This is a genomic window from Stappia sp. (assembly GCF_048261845.1).
GTDB lineage: Bacteria > Pseudomonadota > Alphaproteobacteria > Rhizobiales > Stappiaceae > Stappia.
The window spans coordinates 1-15,641 of the sequence record NZ_JBLXFR010000073.1 but is presented as its reverse complement, the minus strand read 5'-3'; the positions used below and the strand labels follow the sequence as shown (position 1 = coordinate 15,641).

General features: G+C 67.7%; 14 protein-coding genes. 4 read left to right on the top strand and 10 right to left on the bottom strand.

The features are described 5' to 3' along the window. The 10 genes from deoA to ACN0T5_RS19175 all read right to left on the bottom strand — a co-directional run. A partial coding sequence (gene deoA / locus ACN0T5_RS19220) for a thymidine phosphorylase (RefSeq protein WP_417770230.1) occupies window positions 1–1,273 on the bottom strand: 1,273 nt, incomplete at its 3' end. Between the two features lie 4 nt (window positions 1,274–1,277). Then, entirely contained in the window at window positions 1,278–2,054 is a 777-nt protein-coding gene (deoC, locus tag ACN0T5_RS19215) for a deoxyribose-phosphate aldolase (RefSeq protein WP_417770229.1), read from the bottom strand. Beyond that, the gene (locus ACN0T5_RS19210; RefSeq protein ID WP_417770228.1) at window positions 2,047–2,859 is read right to left on the bottom strand and encodes a purine-nucleoside phosphorylase; all 813 of its coding nucleotides are present in this window, start codon (window positions 2,857–2,859) and stop codon (window positions 2,047–2,049) included. The genes deoC and ACN0T5_RS19210 overlap by 8 nt, the downstream gene beginning before the upstream one ends. Continuing rightward, on the bottom strand, window positions 2,856–3,266 hold the full coding sequence (cdd, locus tag ACN0T5_RS19205) for a cytidine deaminase (RefSeq protein ID WP_417770227.1): 411 nt from the start codon (window positions 3,264–3,266) through the stop codon (window positions 2,856–2,858). The genes ACN0T5_RS19210 and cdd overlap by 4 nt, the downstream gene beginning before the upstream one ends. A gap of 42 nt (window positions 3,267–3,308) precedes the next feature. Further along, on the bottom strand, window positions 3,309–4,277 hold the full coding sequence (locus tag ACN0T5_RS19200; RefSeq protein WP_417770226.1) for an ABC transporter permease: 969 nt from the start codon (window positions 4,275–4,277) through the stop codon (window positions 3,309–3,311). Between the two features lie 14 nt (window positions 4,278–4,291). Then, a complete protein-coding gene (locus tag ACN0T5_RS19195) occupies window positions 4,292–5,398 on the bottom strand; it encodes an ABC transporter permease (RefSeq protein ID WP_417770225.1) in 1,107 nt (368 codons plus the stop codon). After that, window positions 5,395–6,933 (bottom strand): ABC transporter ATP-binding protein, encoded by a 1,539-nt coding sequence (locus tag ACN0T5_RS19190; protein WP_417770224.1) that lies wholly within the window; start codon window positions 6,931–6,933, stop codon window positions 5,395–5,397. The genes ACN0T5_RS19195 and ACN0T5_RS19190 overlap by 4 nt, the downstream gene beginning before the upstream one ends. Beyond that, window positions 6,930–7,922: a BMP family lipoprotein gene (locus tag ACN0T5_RS19185; protein WP_417770223.1), complete on the bottom strand. Its 993-nt coding sequence runs from the start codon at window positions 7,920–7,922 to the stop codon at window positions 6,930–6,932. The genes ACN0T5_RS19190 and ACN0T5_RS19185 overlap by 4 nt, the downstream gene beginning before the upstream one ends. 77 nt (window positions 7,923–7,999) lie before the next feature. Further along, window positions 8,000–8,992, bottom strand: coding sequence for a BMP family lipoprotein (locus ACN0T5_RS19180; protein WP_417770222.1), 993 nt, complete (start codon window positions 8,990–8,992; stop codon window positions 8,000–8,002). Window positions 8,993–9,029: 37 nt separating this feature from the next. After that, window positions 9,030–10,007: a sugar-binding transcriptional regulator gene (locus ACN0T5_RS19175; protein WP_417770221.1), complete on the bottom strand. Its 978-nt coding sequence runs from the start codon at window positions 10,005–10,007 to the stop codon at window positions 9,030–9,032. 606 nt (window positions 10,008–10,613) lie between these two features. Here ACN0T5_RS19175 and ACN0T5_RS19170 point away from each other — a divergent pair. The 4 genes from ACN0T5_RS19170 to hrpB all read left to right on the top strand — a co-directional run bounded on the left by ACN0T5_RS19170 (window position 10,614) and on the right by hrpB (window position 15,622). After that, on the top strand, window positions 10,614–11,468 hold the full coding sequence (locus ACN0T5_RS19170; protein ID WP_417770220.1) for a DUF1194 domain-containing protein: 855 nt from the start codon (window positions 10,614–10,616) through the stop codon (window positions 11,466–11,468). A gap of 178 nt (window positions 11,469–11,646) precedes the next feature. After that, complete coding sequence (locus tag ACN0T5_RS19165) at window positions 11,647–12,099, top strand: methylglyoxal synthase (protein ID WP_417770219.1); 453 nt, start codon at window positions 11,647–11,649, stop codon at window positions 12,097–12,099. Next, window positions 12,099–13,142, top strand: coding sequence for a glucokinase (glk, locus tag ACN0T5_RS19160; protein WP_417770218.1), 1,044 nt, complete (start codon window positions 12,099–12,101; stop codon window positions 13,140–13,142). Before ACN0T5_RS19165 ends, glk begins: the two co-directional genes overlap by 1 nt. Then, window positions 13,139–15,622, top strand: coding sequence for an ATP-dependent helicase HrpB (gene hrpB / locus ACN0T5_RS19155; protein WP_417770217.1), 2,484 nt, complete (start codon window positions 13,139–13,141; stop codon window positions 15,620–15,622). The genes glk and hrpB overlap by 4 nt, the downstream gene beginning before the upstream one ends. Window positions 15,623–15,641: the final 19 nt, after the last annotated feature.

The following is a 15,641-nucleotide window of genomic DNA, read 5'->3' as shown; positions in this document are numbered from 1 at the left end:
CGCGTGCGGCCCCGCCCCGGTGCGCAGCCCGCCCCCCCTCGCGCGCGCGCGCCGCCGAGGCCTCGTCGGCCGCATGGACGATCGCCAGCGGCGCATCCGCCTCGACGCTGTGTCCGATGCCGGCCAGATGCTGGAGGCCGACCGCAGGGTCGATCGTGTCGCTCGGGCGACGCCGCCCGCCGCCGAGCTCCACCACGGCAACGCCGATGGCGCGGGCATCGACCGCGACGACCGTACCGGGCGCATCGGGATAGACGGCCCGCTCGACGGGTGCCGCAGCCAGATAGGCATCTGCCTTTTCGAGGAAATCCGCCGGCCCGCCAAGGCCGCTCACCATGCGGGCGAAACGCTCAGCCGCCGCACCGCTGGCGAAAGCTTCGCGCATGCGCGCCGCCCCATCCTCGGCGGTTTCCGCGAGCCCGCCGATCACCAGCGCCTCGCCGCCAAGCGCCACGGTGACATCGAAGAGCCGGTTGTCGATCGCCTTGCCGGTCAGGAAGTCGACGGCGTTGCGCATCTCCAGCGCATTGCCGGCAGCAGAGGCAAGCGGTTCGTTCATGTCGGTGAGCAGCGCCGTCGTGCGGCAGCCGGCGCCGTTCGCCACCGTCACGAGGCTTTCGGCAAGCGCCCGCGCCTCCTCCATCGTCGCCATGAAGGCGCCCGTTCCCCATTTCACGTCAAGGATCAGGCCCTGCAATCCGGCGGCAAGCTTCTTCGACAGGATCGAGGCGGTGATGAGATCGAGGCTCTCCACCGTGCCGGTCACGTCGCGGATGGCGTAGAAGCGCTTGTCGGCGGGCGCAAGATCGGCGGTCTGGCCGATGATGGCGCACCCCGCCTCGCGCACCACCTTGCGGAACAGCGCGTTGTCCGGCTGGGTGGCATATCCCGGGATGCTGTCGAACTTGTCGAGCGTGCCGCCGGTATGGCCGAGGCCGCGCCCCGAGATCATCGGCACCGCCGCGCCGCAGGCGGCAAGGGCGGGCGCCAGCATCAGGGAGACATTGTCGCCGACACCGCCTGTCGAGTGCTTGTCGAGGACGGGCGCGGCGAGGTCCGACCAGTCGAGCACCGATCCGCTGTCGCGCATGGCAAGCGTCAGTGCGACGCGTTCGTCCAGCGTCAGCCCCTTGAAGAAGACGGCCATGGCGAGTGCCGCAACCTGGCCCTCGCTGACGCTCTCGTCGGCAAGACCCTTGACGAAGAAGGCGATTTCCTCGGCGCTCAGCGTGCCGCCGTCCCGCTTCCTGCGAATGAGCTCCTGTGCAAGCATCGTCTCAGTATCCTTGGCCGGTTGCGGCATCGCGCCCGTCGAGCGCGGCAAGCAACGCATCGAGCAGGCCGCTCGCGCCAAAGCGGAAATGCGCCGCCGACACCCAGTTGGCGCCCAGGAGCCGGTCGGCGAGCGCCAGATAGGCCGTCGCATCGCCGAGCGTGCGGATGCCGCCGGCCGGCTTGAACCCGACCTCCCGCCCGCCTTCGCGGCGCAGTTCCTCGATGACCGTCAGCATGATCTCGGCCGCCTCCAGCGTGGCGTTGACCTTGACCTTGCCGGTCGAGGTCTTGATGAAATCGGCGCCAGCGGCGATCGCGACGTTCGAGGCGGCATGGATCAGCAACGGGTCACCGATCTCGCCGGTCTCCAGGATCACCTTGAGCAGCGTCTCGCCGCAGACCGCCTTGACCCGGCGGACCTGCTCCTCGGCAAATCCCCGGCGCCCGGCAACGAAGGCCCGATAGGGCATGACGAGATCGATCTCGTAGGCACCGTCAGTGATCGCCGCCTTCGTCTCGGCGACGACGGCAAGCGTGTCGTCGCCGCCTTGCGGAAAGTTGACCACGGTTGCGACCCTGACGCCGGTTCCGGCCAGCAGGCTGGCCGCCTGCGCCACGAAGCGGGGCCAGATGCAGACGGCGGCAACGCTCCCGTGCGGCGTCACGGCGCGCGCGCACAGCGCATCGATGTCCGCCGTGGTGCAGGCATCGTCGAGATTGGTGAGATCGACCAGCGGCAGGGCGCGCCGGGCAACCTCTGCAGGTGTCATGTCAGTCATTTGCAAGGTCCTTCACGAAGCGGCGGATCAGCCGCTTCAGCGCGTCGACCGCCTTCAGCGCCGTCGACTTTGTTTCATCGTGCGACAGGCCGTGCGCCTGCATGCCCGCACCGTAATTGGTGATGGTCGAGATCGCGGCGACCCTCAGGCCCAGGTAGCGGGCAAGGATCACCTCCGGCACGGTCGACATGCCGACCGCATCGGCGCCGAGCGCCTTGGCCATGCGGATCTCGGCCGGCGTCTCGAAGGAGGGGCCGGAGAACCACATGTAGACGCCCTCGCCGAGCGGGATCCTCTCCTCCTCTGCCAGGGCCCGCAGCCGCGCCCTGAGGTCCTGGTCGTAGGCGGCGCTCATGTCGAGGAAACGCTTGTCGCTTTCCTCGCCGATCAGCGGGTTGAGTCCCGACCAGTTGATGTGGTCGGAGATCAGCATCGGCGTTCCGGGCGCGAATTCCTCGCGCAGGGACCCGGCCGCGTTGGTCAGCAGAACCGTGTCGCAGCCCAGTTCCTTCAGCGTCTCGACCGGCGTGCGCATCACGCCGGCGCCGCCGCCCTCGTAGTAATGGGCCCGCCCCGACAGCACGACAACCGGAACGCCGGCAAGCGTGCCGGCGACCAGTTCGCTGCCATGGGAGGAGACGGAGGACACCGGGAAGCCGGAGAGCTTCGAATACGGCACCCGCACCGCATCCTCGATCTCGTCAGCCAGTTGCCCCAGCCCGGAGCCAAGCACCATGCCGAGGCGATAGTGCCCCGGACGCGCCGCGCGCACCAGTTCCGCGCATTCCGGTCCGTAGCCGCTCATAGCTCTCTTTCCTCATCCTTCAGAACGAACCGCGCCGGAAGCAGTTCCGACAGTGTCAGGGTGCGGCGCAGTCCCTTTGTGTCGCACACATGCACCGGCGTTTCCTCTCCGGCAAACTCGGCAAGCCGCTGGCGGCAGCCGCCGCAGGGCGTGCACAGCGCCGCATCGGCGGTCACCACCACCTCGATGACATCACCCGGCCGGCCACCGGCGGAGACCATGGCACCCAGCGCGCTGGTTTCCGCGCACCAGCCTTCCGGGAAGCTTGCATTTTCCACATTGCAGCCGGCGAAAATGCGCCCGTCCCTGGTCAGAAGGGCGGCGCCCACGGCGAAACCGGAATAACGGGCATGGGCATTGGCCCGGGCCGCGACCGCGGCGGCGAAGAGATCATCGAAGCGGGACATGGGATCCTCGGTTTGCGCAGACCGTGCAGCCACAGGGCGCCGTCAGCCGCGTTCCTTCACATAGGCGACACCGCCGGCCCGGGGCGGCACCGCCTTGCCGATAAAGCCGGCAAGCAGGATGACGGTGAGAATATAGGGCAGTGCCTGGATCGCCTGCACCGGCACTTCCCCGATGCCCGGCACTTGCTGGCCCTGCAAGCGGATGGCGACGGCATCGAGAAAACCGAACAGCAGGCAGGCGAACATCACCGGCACAGGTTTCCACTTGGCGAAGATCAACGCGGCGAGCGCGATGAAGCCCTTGCCGGCGGTCATGTGGGAGATGAAGCCCGCCGACTGGGCGATGGCGAGATAGGAGCCCGCCAGACCGCACAGCACGCCGGTGCAGATCACCGCCCGGTAGCGCAGCCAGGCAACGGAGATACCGGCCGTGTCGACTGCGGCGGGGTTTTCGCCAACGGCGCGCAGGCGCAGCCCGAAACGCGTGCGGAACAGCACCCACCAGGAAAACGGCACGGCGAGAAAGGCCGCGTAGACAAGAATGTTGTGCCCCGACAGGAGTTCGGAATAAAGCCCACCCAGCACGGGCACATCGCGCAAGCTTTCGGCGAAGGGCCAGACGAGATTGGCGAAGCGGGCATCGCCCGAGACCGGCGGGGTGCGCCCCCCCTGGCTGAACCAGGCCTGCCCGAGCAGCGCGGTCAGACCCATGGCGAGGAAGTTGATGGCAACGCCCGAGACGATCTGGTTGCCGCGATGGGTGATGCAGGCAAAGCCGTGAACCAGGGCGAGCGCGACGGACAGGAGAATGCCCGCGGCAAGACCGAGCCAGGCGGATCCGGTCACGGCGGCGGCGGCGCCGGCGGCGAAGGCCGCGCCAAGCATCTTGCCCTCAAGGCCGATATCGAAAACGCCCGAGCGTTCCGAGTAAAGGCCCGCAAGGGCGGCGAGCAGCAGCGGCGTGGATAGCCTCACGGTGCTGTCGAGGATGAGGATCATGGTGTCGAACATGCGCGCGCTCCCTCTCAGGCCGGCCGGGCGGCAGGGGCGGACAGCACCCCGAAAACACGCAACAACGCGGGACGGAACATGTGTTCGAGCGCGCCGGCGAAGAGGATCACCAGTCCCTGGATGACGACGATCATGTCGCGGGTGATGGCCGGCATCTCGAACGCAAGTTCGGCGCCACCCTGGTAGAGCATGCCGAACAGGATCCCCGCAAAGACGATGCCGACCGGATGCGCCCGGCCCATCAGCGCCACGGCGATGCCGACGAAACCGTAGCCTGAAACGAACTCCATCAGCAGCCGGTGCTGCGATCCCATGATCTCGTTGATCGCCATCATGCCGGCAAGGCCGCCGGAGAGCAGCATGGTGATCACGGTGATGCGCACCGGCGAGATGCCGGCATAGACGGCCGCCGTCTGGTTGGCGCCGAAGGTACGGATCTCGTAGCCGAGCCGCGTGCGCCAGACGAGCACCCAGACGAAGAGACAGGCGGCGAGCGCCAGCAGGAAGGAGAAATTGACCGGGGCCGAGCCGAAATCGGTAAAGGGCAGGACGTCCTGGAGGAGCGGCAGGCGCCCGCCCTCCTCGAAGGTGCGGGTCTCCGGCTGCATCGAGCCGGGTTTCGACATGACGTTGACCAGCAGGTAGACCATCAGCGAGGCGGCGATGAAGTTGAACATGATGGTGGTGATGACCACGTGGCTGCCGCGCTTCGCCTGCAGCACCGCCGGAATGAAGGCCCAGGCCGCGCCGAAGGCGGCGGCCCCCGCCACGGCGACAGGCAGCGTCACCCACCAGGGCACGTAGCGGTCGAGGGCGAGACAGGCGAGCGCCACGCCGAGCCCGCCAAGATAGGCCTGCCCTTCCCCGCCGATATTGAACAGCCCCGCGTGGAACGCGATCGCCACGGCAAGCCCGGTGAAGATGAAGTTGGTGGCGTAGAACAGGGTGAAGCCGACGCCCTCGTTCCAGCCGAGTGACCCCCACACCAGAACCTTGACCGCCTCGATCGGGTTCTCGCCGATCAGCAGCACGACAAGGCCGGAGACGATGAAGGCCGCAGCGACATTGATGGCCGGCATCAGGACGTAGTCGGCCCAGCGCGGGAGTTGTCCTGCCGTCATTCCGCCGCCTCCTGTCCGGCCGCGCCGGCCATCAGCAGGCCCAGCTCGCTGTCCTCGGTTTCCGGCGTCCGCTCGCCGACCACCCGGCCGTCGAACATCACCAGCACCCGGTCGGCAAGCGCCCGGATCTCGTCCAGTTCGACGGAGACGAGCAGCACGCCCTTGCCGGCATCGCGCAGGGCCACCAGCCGCTTGTGAATGAACTCGATCGCGCCGATATCGACGCCGCGCGTCGGCTGGCCCACGAGAAGGATCACCGGATCGCGCTCTATCTCGCGGGCAAGCACGATCTTCTGCTGGTTGCCGCCAGAAAAATTGGCCGTCCTGAGCATGCATTCGGGCGGGCGGATGTCGTATTTCTCGATCTCCTCGCGGGCCGCCTTTCGGATCGCGTCGTAGTCGAGGAAAGCGCCCCGCCCATAGGCCGGGTCGTTGTGATAGCCAAGGATGGCGTTCTCGCATTCGGGAAAGCGCGTCACCAGCCCCATGCGATGCCGGTCCTCCGGCACATGGGCGAGGCCCAGACGGCGCATACGGGAGGCGTCCACCCCGGCGGCCGCGAGATCGACGCGGGTGCCGTCGACCGTAACCGACCCGGAGCGTACCCTGCGGATGCCGGCAATCGCCTCAAGCAATTGCGACTGGCCGTTGCCCGAAACGCCCGCGATGCCGACGATCTCGCCGGCGCGCACCTCGAGCGACACATCGCGCACGACGTCGACGCCCCGCCCGTCGCGCACGCTCAGTCCCTCGACCTGCAGCACCGGCCGGCCGGGCGTTGCCGGCCCCTTGGCCACTTCGAGCAGCACGCGACGGCCCACCATCAGCTCCGCCAGTTCGCCCATCGACGTCTTCTGCGTCTGCCGCGTGGCGACGATCTCGCCGCGGCGCATCACCGACACGTGGTCGGTCGCCGCCATGATCTCGCGCAGCTTGTGAGTGATGAGGAGAACCGTCTTGCCCTCGTCGCGCAGCACCCGGAGGATGCGGAAGAGATGGTCCGCCTCGGCCGGGGTCAACACGCCGGTGGGTTCGTCGAGGATCAGGATGTCGGCGCCGCGAAACAGCGCCTTGAGGATCTCCACACGCTGCTGCAGGCCAACGGGCAGGTCGCCGATCACCGCATCGGGATCAACCTTCAGGTCGTAGTCGGCGGCAAGGCGCCTGAGCTCGGCCCGCGCCCGCGACACGCCTCCTGCCAGAACCGGACCGCCTTCCGCGCCGAGGATGACGTTTTCCAGCACCGTGAAATTCTCCACCAGCATGAAGTGCTGGTGGACCATGCCGATGCCGAGCGCGATGGCGGCCTGACTGCCGGCGATCGAAACGGTCTTGCCGTCGACGCGGATCTCGCCGCCATCCGCATGGTAGAACCCGTAGAGGATCGACATCAGCGTCGACTTGCCGGCACCGTTTTCCCCGACGATCCCGTGGATCGAGCCTTTACGGACCTTGAGGTCGATGTTCTTGTTGGCGTGGACCGGGCCGAAACGCTTGTCGATGCCGACGAGCTCGATGGCAAGCTGTTCGCTCATAGCGGGCATTCCCCCTCGCTCGCCGCATCGTGAACCCGGATCCGGCCCTCGGTGATCGCCGCTTCGGCGGCACGGGCCGCCGCTTCCATGGCCGGTGTCACAAGGTCGCGGTTGTCGTCATCGATGACCCAGTCCATGCCGCCCTCGGCAAGGCCCAGAACCTGGACCCCGGCAGACCACGTGCCATCGCGCGCCTCGGAAAAATTGCGGTAAACCGCCACGTCGACGCGCTTGCGGACCGAGGTCAGCACCTTGCCCGGATGCAGGCCGTTCTGGTTGCTGTCGGTGCCGATGCCGAGCTTGCCGGCGTCCGCGACCGCCTGCAGCACGCCAATGCCCGTGCCGCCGGCCGCCTGGATCACCACGTCGGCGCCCCTGGCGATCTGCGAGCGTGCCAGTTCCGCGCCGCGCGCCGGATCGGCAAAGGCCGCGGGCGTGTCGCCGGCCATGTTGAACAGGACGCGTGTGTCCGCAGATACGGAGGCCGCGCCTTGCCGGTAGCCGCAGAGAAAACGCCGGATGATGGGTATGTCCATGCCGCCGACGAAGCCGATTGTGCCGGTCTCCGAGGCCATCGCCGCCAGCAGCCCGGCGATATAGGCGCCCTCATGTTCGCGGAAGACGACCGAGCGCACATTCGGCGCCTCGACCACCATGTCGACGATGGAGAAACGGGTCTCAGGATAGTCCTTCGCCGCCGCCGCGACGGCCGAAGCCTGGTTGAAACCGATGGCAACGACAGGCGACAGGCCTCGGGAGGCGAAGCTCCTCAGCGCCTGCAGGCTGTCGGCGTCGCGGGCGATCTCGAAGTCGCGATAGCTTTCGCCGGCCTCTTCCTTGAAACGTTCGGCACCGCGCCAGGCGGCCTCGTTGAAGGAGCCGTCGAAACGGCCGCCGACCGAATAGACCAGGGCCGGTTCGGCCACCGCCACCGATGACAGGACGGAGGCAAGGGCAAGGCCCGCAAGGAGGCAAGGAAAGCGCGTCATCGCCGGCGTCCCATGGTGCTTGTCGAAAGGAGCCGGGGCCGTGACGTGTCGCCACGGCCCCGATCCGGTTGGCCCGGTCAGTACGGGCAGTCTTCCGTCGCCATGTAGTCGTGGACGGCGATCTTGCCGGAGATGATGCCGGCCCGGGCCTCGTCGACCGCCGCCTTCATCTCGTCGGTGATCAGCGGCTCGTTGTTTTCATCGAGCGCCCAGTCGACACCGCCCTCGGCGAGGCCGAGCGTGTAGAAGCCCGAGGTCCAGTTGCCATCCTTGGCATCCGCGAAGGTTGTAGCGACGGCCACATCGACGCGCTTGAGCATCGAGGTCAGCACCTTGCCCGGATGAACGCCGTTCTGGTTGCTGTCCACGCCAATGCCCAGCGCGCCGGAATCGGCCGCCGCCTGCAGGACACCGAGGCCGGTGCCACCGGCAGCGTGATAGATCACGTCCGCGCCGCGGTCGATCTGCGACTTGGCCAGCTCGCCGCCCTTTACCGGGTCGTTCCAGGCAGCGCCCGTCGAGCCGGTCATGTTTTCGAAGATCTCGGCGTCGGCATTGGTTTCCTTGACGCCCTGCTTGTAGCCGCAGGCGAACTTGCGGATCAGCGGAACGTCCATGCCGCCGACGAAGCCGACCTTGCCGGTCTTCGATGCCATCGCGGCGAGCTTGCCGACGATGTAGGAGCCCTCATGCTCCTTGAACAGGATCGAGCGGACGTTCGGGAGGTCGACGACCATGTCGACGATGGCGAACTTGGTGTCGGGGAATTCCTTGGCGACCTTCTCCAGGGCATTGGCGTGGGAGAAGCCGATGGCGACCACCGGATTGGCGCCACGGCGCGCGAAGTTGCGCAGTGCCTGCTCACGCTGGCTGTCGTTCTGGATCTCGAAGTCCCGATAATCGATACCCGTGTCGGCCTTGAACTTCTCCGCGCCCGTATAGGCCGCTTCGTTGAAGGACTTGTCGAACTTGCCGCCAAGGTCATAGACCACCGCCGGCTGGAACTCCTGCGCCAGCGCCGTGCCGGACAGGAATGCCGCCGCGGCAGCGCCGAGAATGAAACGCTTCATCACCACACTCACCTCCACCTGTTGCTGCCCGCCGGCTTCATGCCGACCGGGCCTGTCTGGTCCCCTCCGCCGAGGCCAGGGCCCGGCCCAGGCTTTCATCGACGATCAGGTCCGTGATCAGCCCCGCGCGCAGGGCCGCGCGCGTTGCTTCAAGCTTGCCCGCACCGCCCGCCAGCGCCACCACGCGCGCACCGCGCACCGCCTCGAACGGCAAGCCGACGGCCTTTTCGCCGAGCTTGGCGGCGACAAGCCGCCCGTCCCGGCCGATGAAGCGGCCCATCAGGTCGCAGACCGCGCCGGTCGCGATCAGGTCCCGCTGCTCGTCGCGCGAGATCAGGTCGCGGCGGATCAGATGGCCGTCATCCTCGACCGACCCGATGCCGATGACGAAGAGATCGGATGCACGGGCACGCTCCAGCAGGGCCTGGACGCTGCGCTGGCCGAGGAACATGTCGCGCTCGGCCACGTCTTCGGCCAGATAGGGCACGGGCAGATAATAGCCTTCGCCCCCCGTTCGCTCGGCCAGTTGCTGGACCACGTCGAACGGATTGGCGGAGAGTTTGCGCGTCAAGGACCCCGAAATGGAGACGATGCCGAGATCCGGTCGCTGGATGCGCGGCATCAGGTCGATGGCCGCCTTGAGCGTGCGCCCCATCCCCACGCCCAGCTGGGACACTGCGGGGTTGGCGAGAAGATTTGCCAGATGCGGCCCGGCCACCTCGGCAATGGCGCGAATCTCGCTATCCGCATCATGGCCACCGATATCGGGCGCGATCAGGCATGACGCCAGGCCGTATTCTCCGGCAAGAGCGGCCTCGATCTCCAGGCAGTCCGACGGACGTCCGGCGATCTGGAAGCGGACGAGGCCTGTCTTCTGCGCATGGGCAATCAGGCGATGGACCTTGGCCGTGGAGATGCCCAGACGTGTGGCGATCTCGCCTTGCGTGGCGCCGCCCACAAACGACATCCACGCCGCGCGAATGGCCATGTCCGTGGTCCAGTCACCCTGCTGCATGATGGAGTTGTGTCTCCCGTCCGACGGCCACGGCGCAAGGGCGCGCATCTCTCGCGCGCACCTCGTCATGACCTGCCCCTCGCCTCCGGCTGAAAATTTCTTCAGCTCTTGAGATTTCTTTCAAGCGAGACTGCATGACCGCACCCGCAAGGTCAAGCATGTTGGCGCAAGATGGCAGTGCGGAAAAGGCACGAAAGGACGCTCACCCGGCAGATATTTCCGTAGAGGCAGGCAATTTCTGCCTGGTTTTTTTGCAATCCTGCACAGTTTGCCAAACAAAAGCGCAATTTCTCCTCAAGAAACGCCAGGAACCCCGTCAGGAAAAGATCGCATGGCGATCCGTTTAACCGGCTGATGAAAATCGGCAATCGGGAAGCGCACGGATTGCGTCTCGCCATCCGTGTTCCGAAAGCCGTCCCGGAAGGCCGGCATCAGGAGGTTACGCTGCGTCTGGCACGGCTCTTGCTCGATACTACCTATCGCCAGGGCGCCGGAAGGGGCTGCGGAAACGCAGTCTGGATCGAGGGAACGGACGCAAGATAAGGCATATCGCGAGGAACGTTGGACAAGGCAGGGGCCCTTCACCGGTTGAAGGAGGTTTCGACCATGCGTGTGCCAGTTCCCCATCCCCGGGCAGGGCGCTTCCTGCCGACCTTCGCCAAGGCTGCAAGCGTCGCTCTTACCCTCGCCGCCCTGACCGCCGCGTCGGCGGCGATCGCCGCGCCTGCCGGTGCGCCCGTGCTCTCCTACGGCTACGATCCGGATCGCGAGGTCGATGTCGAGCTCGTGCTTGCCGTGGACATTTCGCAGTCGATGGACCGCGACGAGCAGGAAGTGCAGCGGGCAGGTTATATCGCCGCGCTCACCTCACCCGAGGTTCTCGACGCGATCCGCTACGGCCCGACCGGGCGCATCGCCATCTCCTATCTGGAATGGGGCAGTATCGGCGAACAATTCGTCGTCGCGGACTGGTCGGTGATCAGCGACGCGGCCACGGCCGCCGCCTTCGCGGCCAAGATCGCCGAAGCGCCGTTGCGCCACAGCCAGCGCACGTCGATCTCTGCAGCCCTGACCCAGGCGGCGACCATGGTGTCGTCGAACGACTATGAAGGACTTCGCAAGGTCATCGACATGTCCGGCGACGGCCCCAACAACCAGGGCGGCAAGGTGACCCAGTTCCGCGACAAGGTAATTGCCGCCGGGATCACCATCAACGGCCTGCCGCTGATGATGAAATCCAAACGTGACGCATGGCAGACGATGATGAATCTCGACCACTATTACGAGGACTGCGTCATCGGCGGGCCGGGTCATTTCTCGATCCCGGTGCGCTCCAAGACGCAGTTCGGCGACGCCATCCGCATGAAGCTCGTGCTGGAGATCGCCGGCATCGCTCCTGCCCGGGCCAGCGTCATGAAGGCCGACGCGCGCCAGCCGATCAACTGCAGTCTCTACGACTGAAAGCGACGCCGGCTTTCGGGCCTCTCGCGTGGCCGATCCTGCGCCCGCCCCGGCGGGCGCGACCGGTCCCGTCCGCAAACTGCGGCTTTCAACCCGCCCCGGAAGCGGGTACATCCTGTCCATGGGCCCGCCCTGCGGCGTTCCCGGACCGTCCGCATGCAGCAAACAGGATCGACCGTTGACCGAACCGCGCCGCGACGCACCCGCCACAAGACCCTCGCTTGCCCTCGTCGCCCATGACGCGCGCAAGGACGACATGGTCGCCTTCGCCCGGGCGCATGAGGAAAAGCTTTCCTCCTACGACCTGGTGGCGACGGGAACGACCGGTGGGCGCATCATGGAGGCCTGCCCGTCCCTGAAGATCGAACGCCTCAAGAGCGGCCCGCTCGGCGGCGACCAGCAGATCGGCGCGATGATCGCGGAAGGCCGGTTGCAGGGACTGATCTTCCTCGTCGACCCGCTCTCGCCAATGCCGCATGATGTCGACGTCAAGGCCTTGATGCGGCTCGCGCTTGTCTACAACATTCCCATGGCGCTCAACCGTGCAACGGCGGAAATCCTGCTGCGCTCGGCCCGGCTCGCCGGCCTCGCCACCACCTCGACCACCCCGGAAATCACACCCCTGGTCTGATGACAGCGACCCTCACCGGCTTCCGCAATTTCCGTTTTCCCGTGCTGGTCGCCGATATAGGCGGCACCAATGCCCGCTTCGCCATGGTCAGCGATGCCCACGCGGAAACGCGCGTCTTCGGGTCGGTGGAGACCGGGGCCTATTCCGACCTTGCCGCGGCCATTGTCGACACGGTGCTCGACCATACCTCCCTCATGCCGCGCACGGCTGTGCTGGCCGTCGCCGGACCGGTGACCGGCGACCGAATTCCGATGACCAATGCCGACTGGGTGATCGAGCCGCGCGCGCTGATCGAGAAGCTCGGCCTGGAAAACGTTGTCGTTCTCAACGATTTCGAGGCACAGGCGCTGGCGCTCCCGGGGCTCGACGGGGACGGTATCCACCAGATCGGCGGGGGCACGGCACTGCCGCATCGCGCCAAGGTCGTGCTCGGCCCGGGCACCGGCCTTGGCGCCGCCGCCATGGTGCATGCCGCAGGCACCTGGGTGCCGATACCCGGCGAAGGCGGACATGTCGAACTCGGTCCGGTCTCCGAAGACGACTACCGCGTATGGCCGCATATCGAGCGGCTCGAGGGGCGCATCGGCGCCGAGCGCATCATCAGCGGCGCCGGCCTCCTGCGGCTGGCACGCGCCGTTGCCGCGCAGGCCGGAACCGAACGGCGCTTTGCCGCGCCGCGCGATGTGACGGAGGCTGCCGATGCCGGCGACGAGATCGGTCTGCGGACAATGGACATGTTCGTCAGGGCGCTCGGCCGGGTCGCCGGCGACCATGCGCTCACGTTCCTCGCCCGTGGCGGCGTCTTTCTCGGCGGTGGCATCCCGGGCCGGATCGACACCTATCTGGCGCATCCCGCCTTCCGCGCCGCCTTCGAGGCGAAAGCCCCGCATTCGGCACTGCTTGCCAGTATCCCGACTTTCCTGATCCGCCACGAAAACCCGGCCCTGGAAGGACTTGCCTCCTTTGCGCGCACGCCGACGCTGTTTGCCGTCGAGCTCGCCGGACGGCACTGGATGCGGGACGGCGCGCCGGCCGCCGAATGAACAGGCCGCACACGGGACAGCCGGTGCTGCCGATCGAGGCCGTCCTTCCCGAACTGCTCGACACCCTTGCCGCCAGTACCGCCTGCGTCCTCGTTGCCGAACCCGGCGCCGGCAAGACCACACGCGTACCGCTCGCCCTGCTCGACGCCCCGTGGCGCGGCGACGGCCGGATCATCGTGCTGGAACCGCGCCGTCTGGCCGCCCGTGCCGCCGCTGCGCGGATGGCATCGCTGCTTGGCGAGGACCTGGGCGAGACGGTCGGCCTGCGCGTCCGGCTGGAAACGCGCGTCTCGGCCCGAACCCGCATCGAGGTGGTAACCGAGGGCGTCTTCACCCGAATGATCCTCGACGATCCGGAGCTTTCCGGCATCGCCTGCATCCTCTTCGACGAATTCCACGAACGCTCGCTCGACGGCGACCTCGGCCTGGCGCTTGCCCTCGACACACAGGGCGCATTGCGCGAGGACCTGCGCATCGTGCTGATGTCGGCGACGATCGACGCGGCGCGGGTCGCCGACCATCTCGGCGGCGCACCCGTCATTCATTGCCTGGGGCGCAGCTTTCCGGTCGAGACCCGGTATCTTGGCCGCGATGCCGCCCGCCCGGTTGCCGACCAGGTCGCGGAGGCCGTGCGCCGCGCCCTGCGCGAGGAGAGCGGCTCGATCCTCGCCTTCCTGCCCGGACAGGGCGAAATCCGCCGCGCGGCCGACCTGCTTGACGGTTCGCTTGCCGCTAATGCCGACCTCGCCCCGCTCTACGGTGCCCTCTCCGGCGCGGAACAGGCGGCCGCGATCCGGCCGCCGGCACCCGGCCGGCGCAAGGTGGTGCTCGCCACGTCGATCGCCCAGACCTCGCTCACCATCGAAGGTGTTCGTGTCGTCATCGACAGCGGTCTCGCCCGCGTGCCGGCATTCGAGCCCGACACCGGCCTCACCCGGCTGGAAACCGTGCGCGTGTCTCGTGCCGCCGCCGACCAGCGCCGAGGCCGCGCGGGACGCGTGGAACCCGGTATCTGCTACCGGCTCTGGGACGAGGCACAGACAGCGTCCCTTGCACCGGACGACCGGCCGGAAATCCTCGAGGCCGACCTTTCCGGCTTCGCCCTCGACCTTGCCGCATGGGGTGTCGCGGACCCTTCCGCCCTGCGCTTTCCCGATGCCCCGCCCGGCCCGGCCTGGAACGAGGCGGTCGCGCTTCTGCAACGCCTCGAAGCGCTCGATGCGCAGGGCCGCCTGACCGAAACCGGCCGGCGGATGCGGGCATTGCCCGTCGCGCCCCGCATCGCCCACATGCTGGTGCTGGCGGGCAAGTCAAGCGAGGCTGCGCTGGCCGCCGGGATCGCGGCTCTCCTTTCGGAGCAGGGCCTGGGCGGGCGCTCGGTCGATCTGCGGCACCGGCTCGACACTTTCCTGCGCGCCCGCGATCCGCGCAGCCGCGCCGCACAGGGCCTGGCAAACCGTTGGCGCCGCCTTGCCGGAGGAGAGGGAGAACCCGAGCCGGCGACGGAAGATGCCGGACGTATCCTCGCCCTCGCCTACCCGGACCGGGTGGCGCAGGCGCAGGACGGGAAAGGCGGCTTTCGGATGGCCAATGGCCGCGGCGCCAGGATCGAGGAAACCGAGGCGCTGGCACGCGAGGCTTTTCTGGTCGTCGCCGAGCTCCAGGGGAGCGCCGCGCGCGGCCGCATCCTGCTTGCCGCTCCCCTCTCGCGGGAAGATATCGAGGAGCTGTTCGCTGCCCAGATCACGCAGGAGACGCAGGTCACCTGCGAAGGGTCCGGCACCGTGCGGGCGCGCCGCCTCAGGCGCTATCGCAAGCTCGTGCTGCGCGAAGACATCGAGCCCGCACCCGACCCGGACGCCGTGGCCGCCGCGCTTGCCGGGTTCGTGAAGGCGCGCGGCGTCGATATTCTGTCCTGGTCGAAGCCGCAGGTCGTCCTGAGATCACGCGTGACAACGCTGCGCAGGCTGCTGCCGGCGGACGAGGCGGCGGCCTGGCCGGACGTCTCGGACGCCGCGCTCACGGACAGTCTCGACGACTGGCTTGCGCCCTATCTCGCTGGAAAGCGCAGCGTCGGCGAGATCGGTGCGGAAACCCTCGGCAACGCGCTGGCAGCACTCTTGCCGCAACACCGGCTCAGCGAACTCGACAGGCTGCTGCCGAGCCATTTCACGGCACCTTCCGGTTCGCATGTGCCGATCGACTACGGCCGCGATGAAGGCCCGGTCCTGCCTGTCCGCGTGCAGGAGCTGTTCGGTCTCGACCGGCATCCGGCGATTGCCGGCGGACGGGTGCCGCTCATCCTGGAGCTGCTGTCGCCGGCACACCGGCCGATCCAGATCACCCGTGACCTGCCGGGGTTCTGGCGCGGCTCCTGGAACCAGGTGAAGGCGGAGATGAAGGGGCGCTACCCCAAGCACCCCTGGCCGGACGATCCGCTGTCGGCCCCGGCAACCGCCCGCGCCAAGCCGCGCAAGTAGCGCGGCTTGGCGCGGCAGG

Coding starts and splice junctions, on each gene's coding strand:
- deoC (WP_417770229.1), bottom strand. CDS start 2,054: ATGACTGACATGACACCTGCAGAGGTTGCCCGGCGCGCCCTGCCGCTG.
- ACN0T5_RS19210 (WP_417770228.1), bottom strand. CDS start 2,859: ATGAGCGGCTACGGACCGGAATGCGCGGAACTGGTGCGCGCGGCGCGT.
- cdd (WP_417770227.1), bottom strand. CDS start 3,266: ATGTCCCGCTTCGATGATCTCTTCGCCGCCGCGGTCGCGGCCCGGGCC.
- ACN0T5_RS19200 (WP_417770226.1), bottom strand. CDS start 4,277: ATGTTCGACACCATGATCCTCATCCTCGACAGCACCGTGAGGCTATCC.
- ACN0T5_RS19195 (WP_417770225.1), bottom strand. CDS start 5,398: ATGACGGCAGGACAACTCCCGCGCTGGGCCGACTACGTCCTGATGCCG.
- ACN0T5_RS19190 (WP_417770224.1), bottom strand. CDS start 6,933: ATGAGCGAACAGCTTGCCATCGAGCTCGTCGGCATCGACAAGCGTTTC.
- ACN0T5_RS19185 (WP_417770223.1), bottom strand. CDS start 7,922: ATGACGCGCTTTCCTTGCCTCCTTGCGGGCCTTGCCCTTGCCTCCGTC.
- ACN0T5_RS19180 (WP_417770222.1), bottom strand. CDS start 8,992: ATGAAGCGTTTCATTCTCGGCGCTGCCGCGGCGGCATTCCTGTCCGGC.
- ACN0T5_RS19175 (WP_417770221.1), bottom strand. CDS start 10,007: ATGCAGCAGGGTGACTGGACCACGGACATGGCCATTCGCGCGGCGTGG.
- ACN0T5_RS19170 (WP_417770220.1), top strand. CDS start 10,614: ATGCGTGTGCCAGTTCCCCATCCCCGGGCAGGGCGCTTCCTGCCGACC.
- glk (WP_417770218.1), top strand. CDS start 12,099: ATGACAGCGACCCTCACCGGCTTCCGCAATTTCCGTTTTCCCGTGCTG.
- hrpB (WP_417770217.1), top strand. CDS start 13,139: ATGAACAGGCCGCACACGGGACAGCCGGTGCTGCCGATCGAGGCCGTC.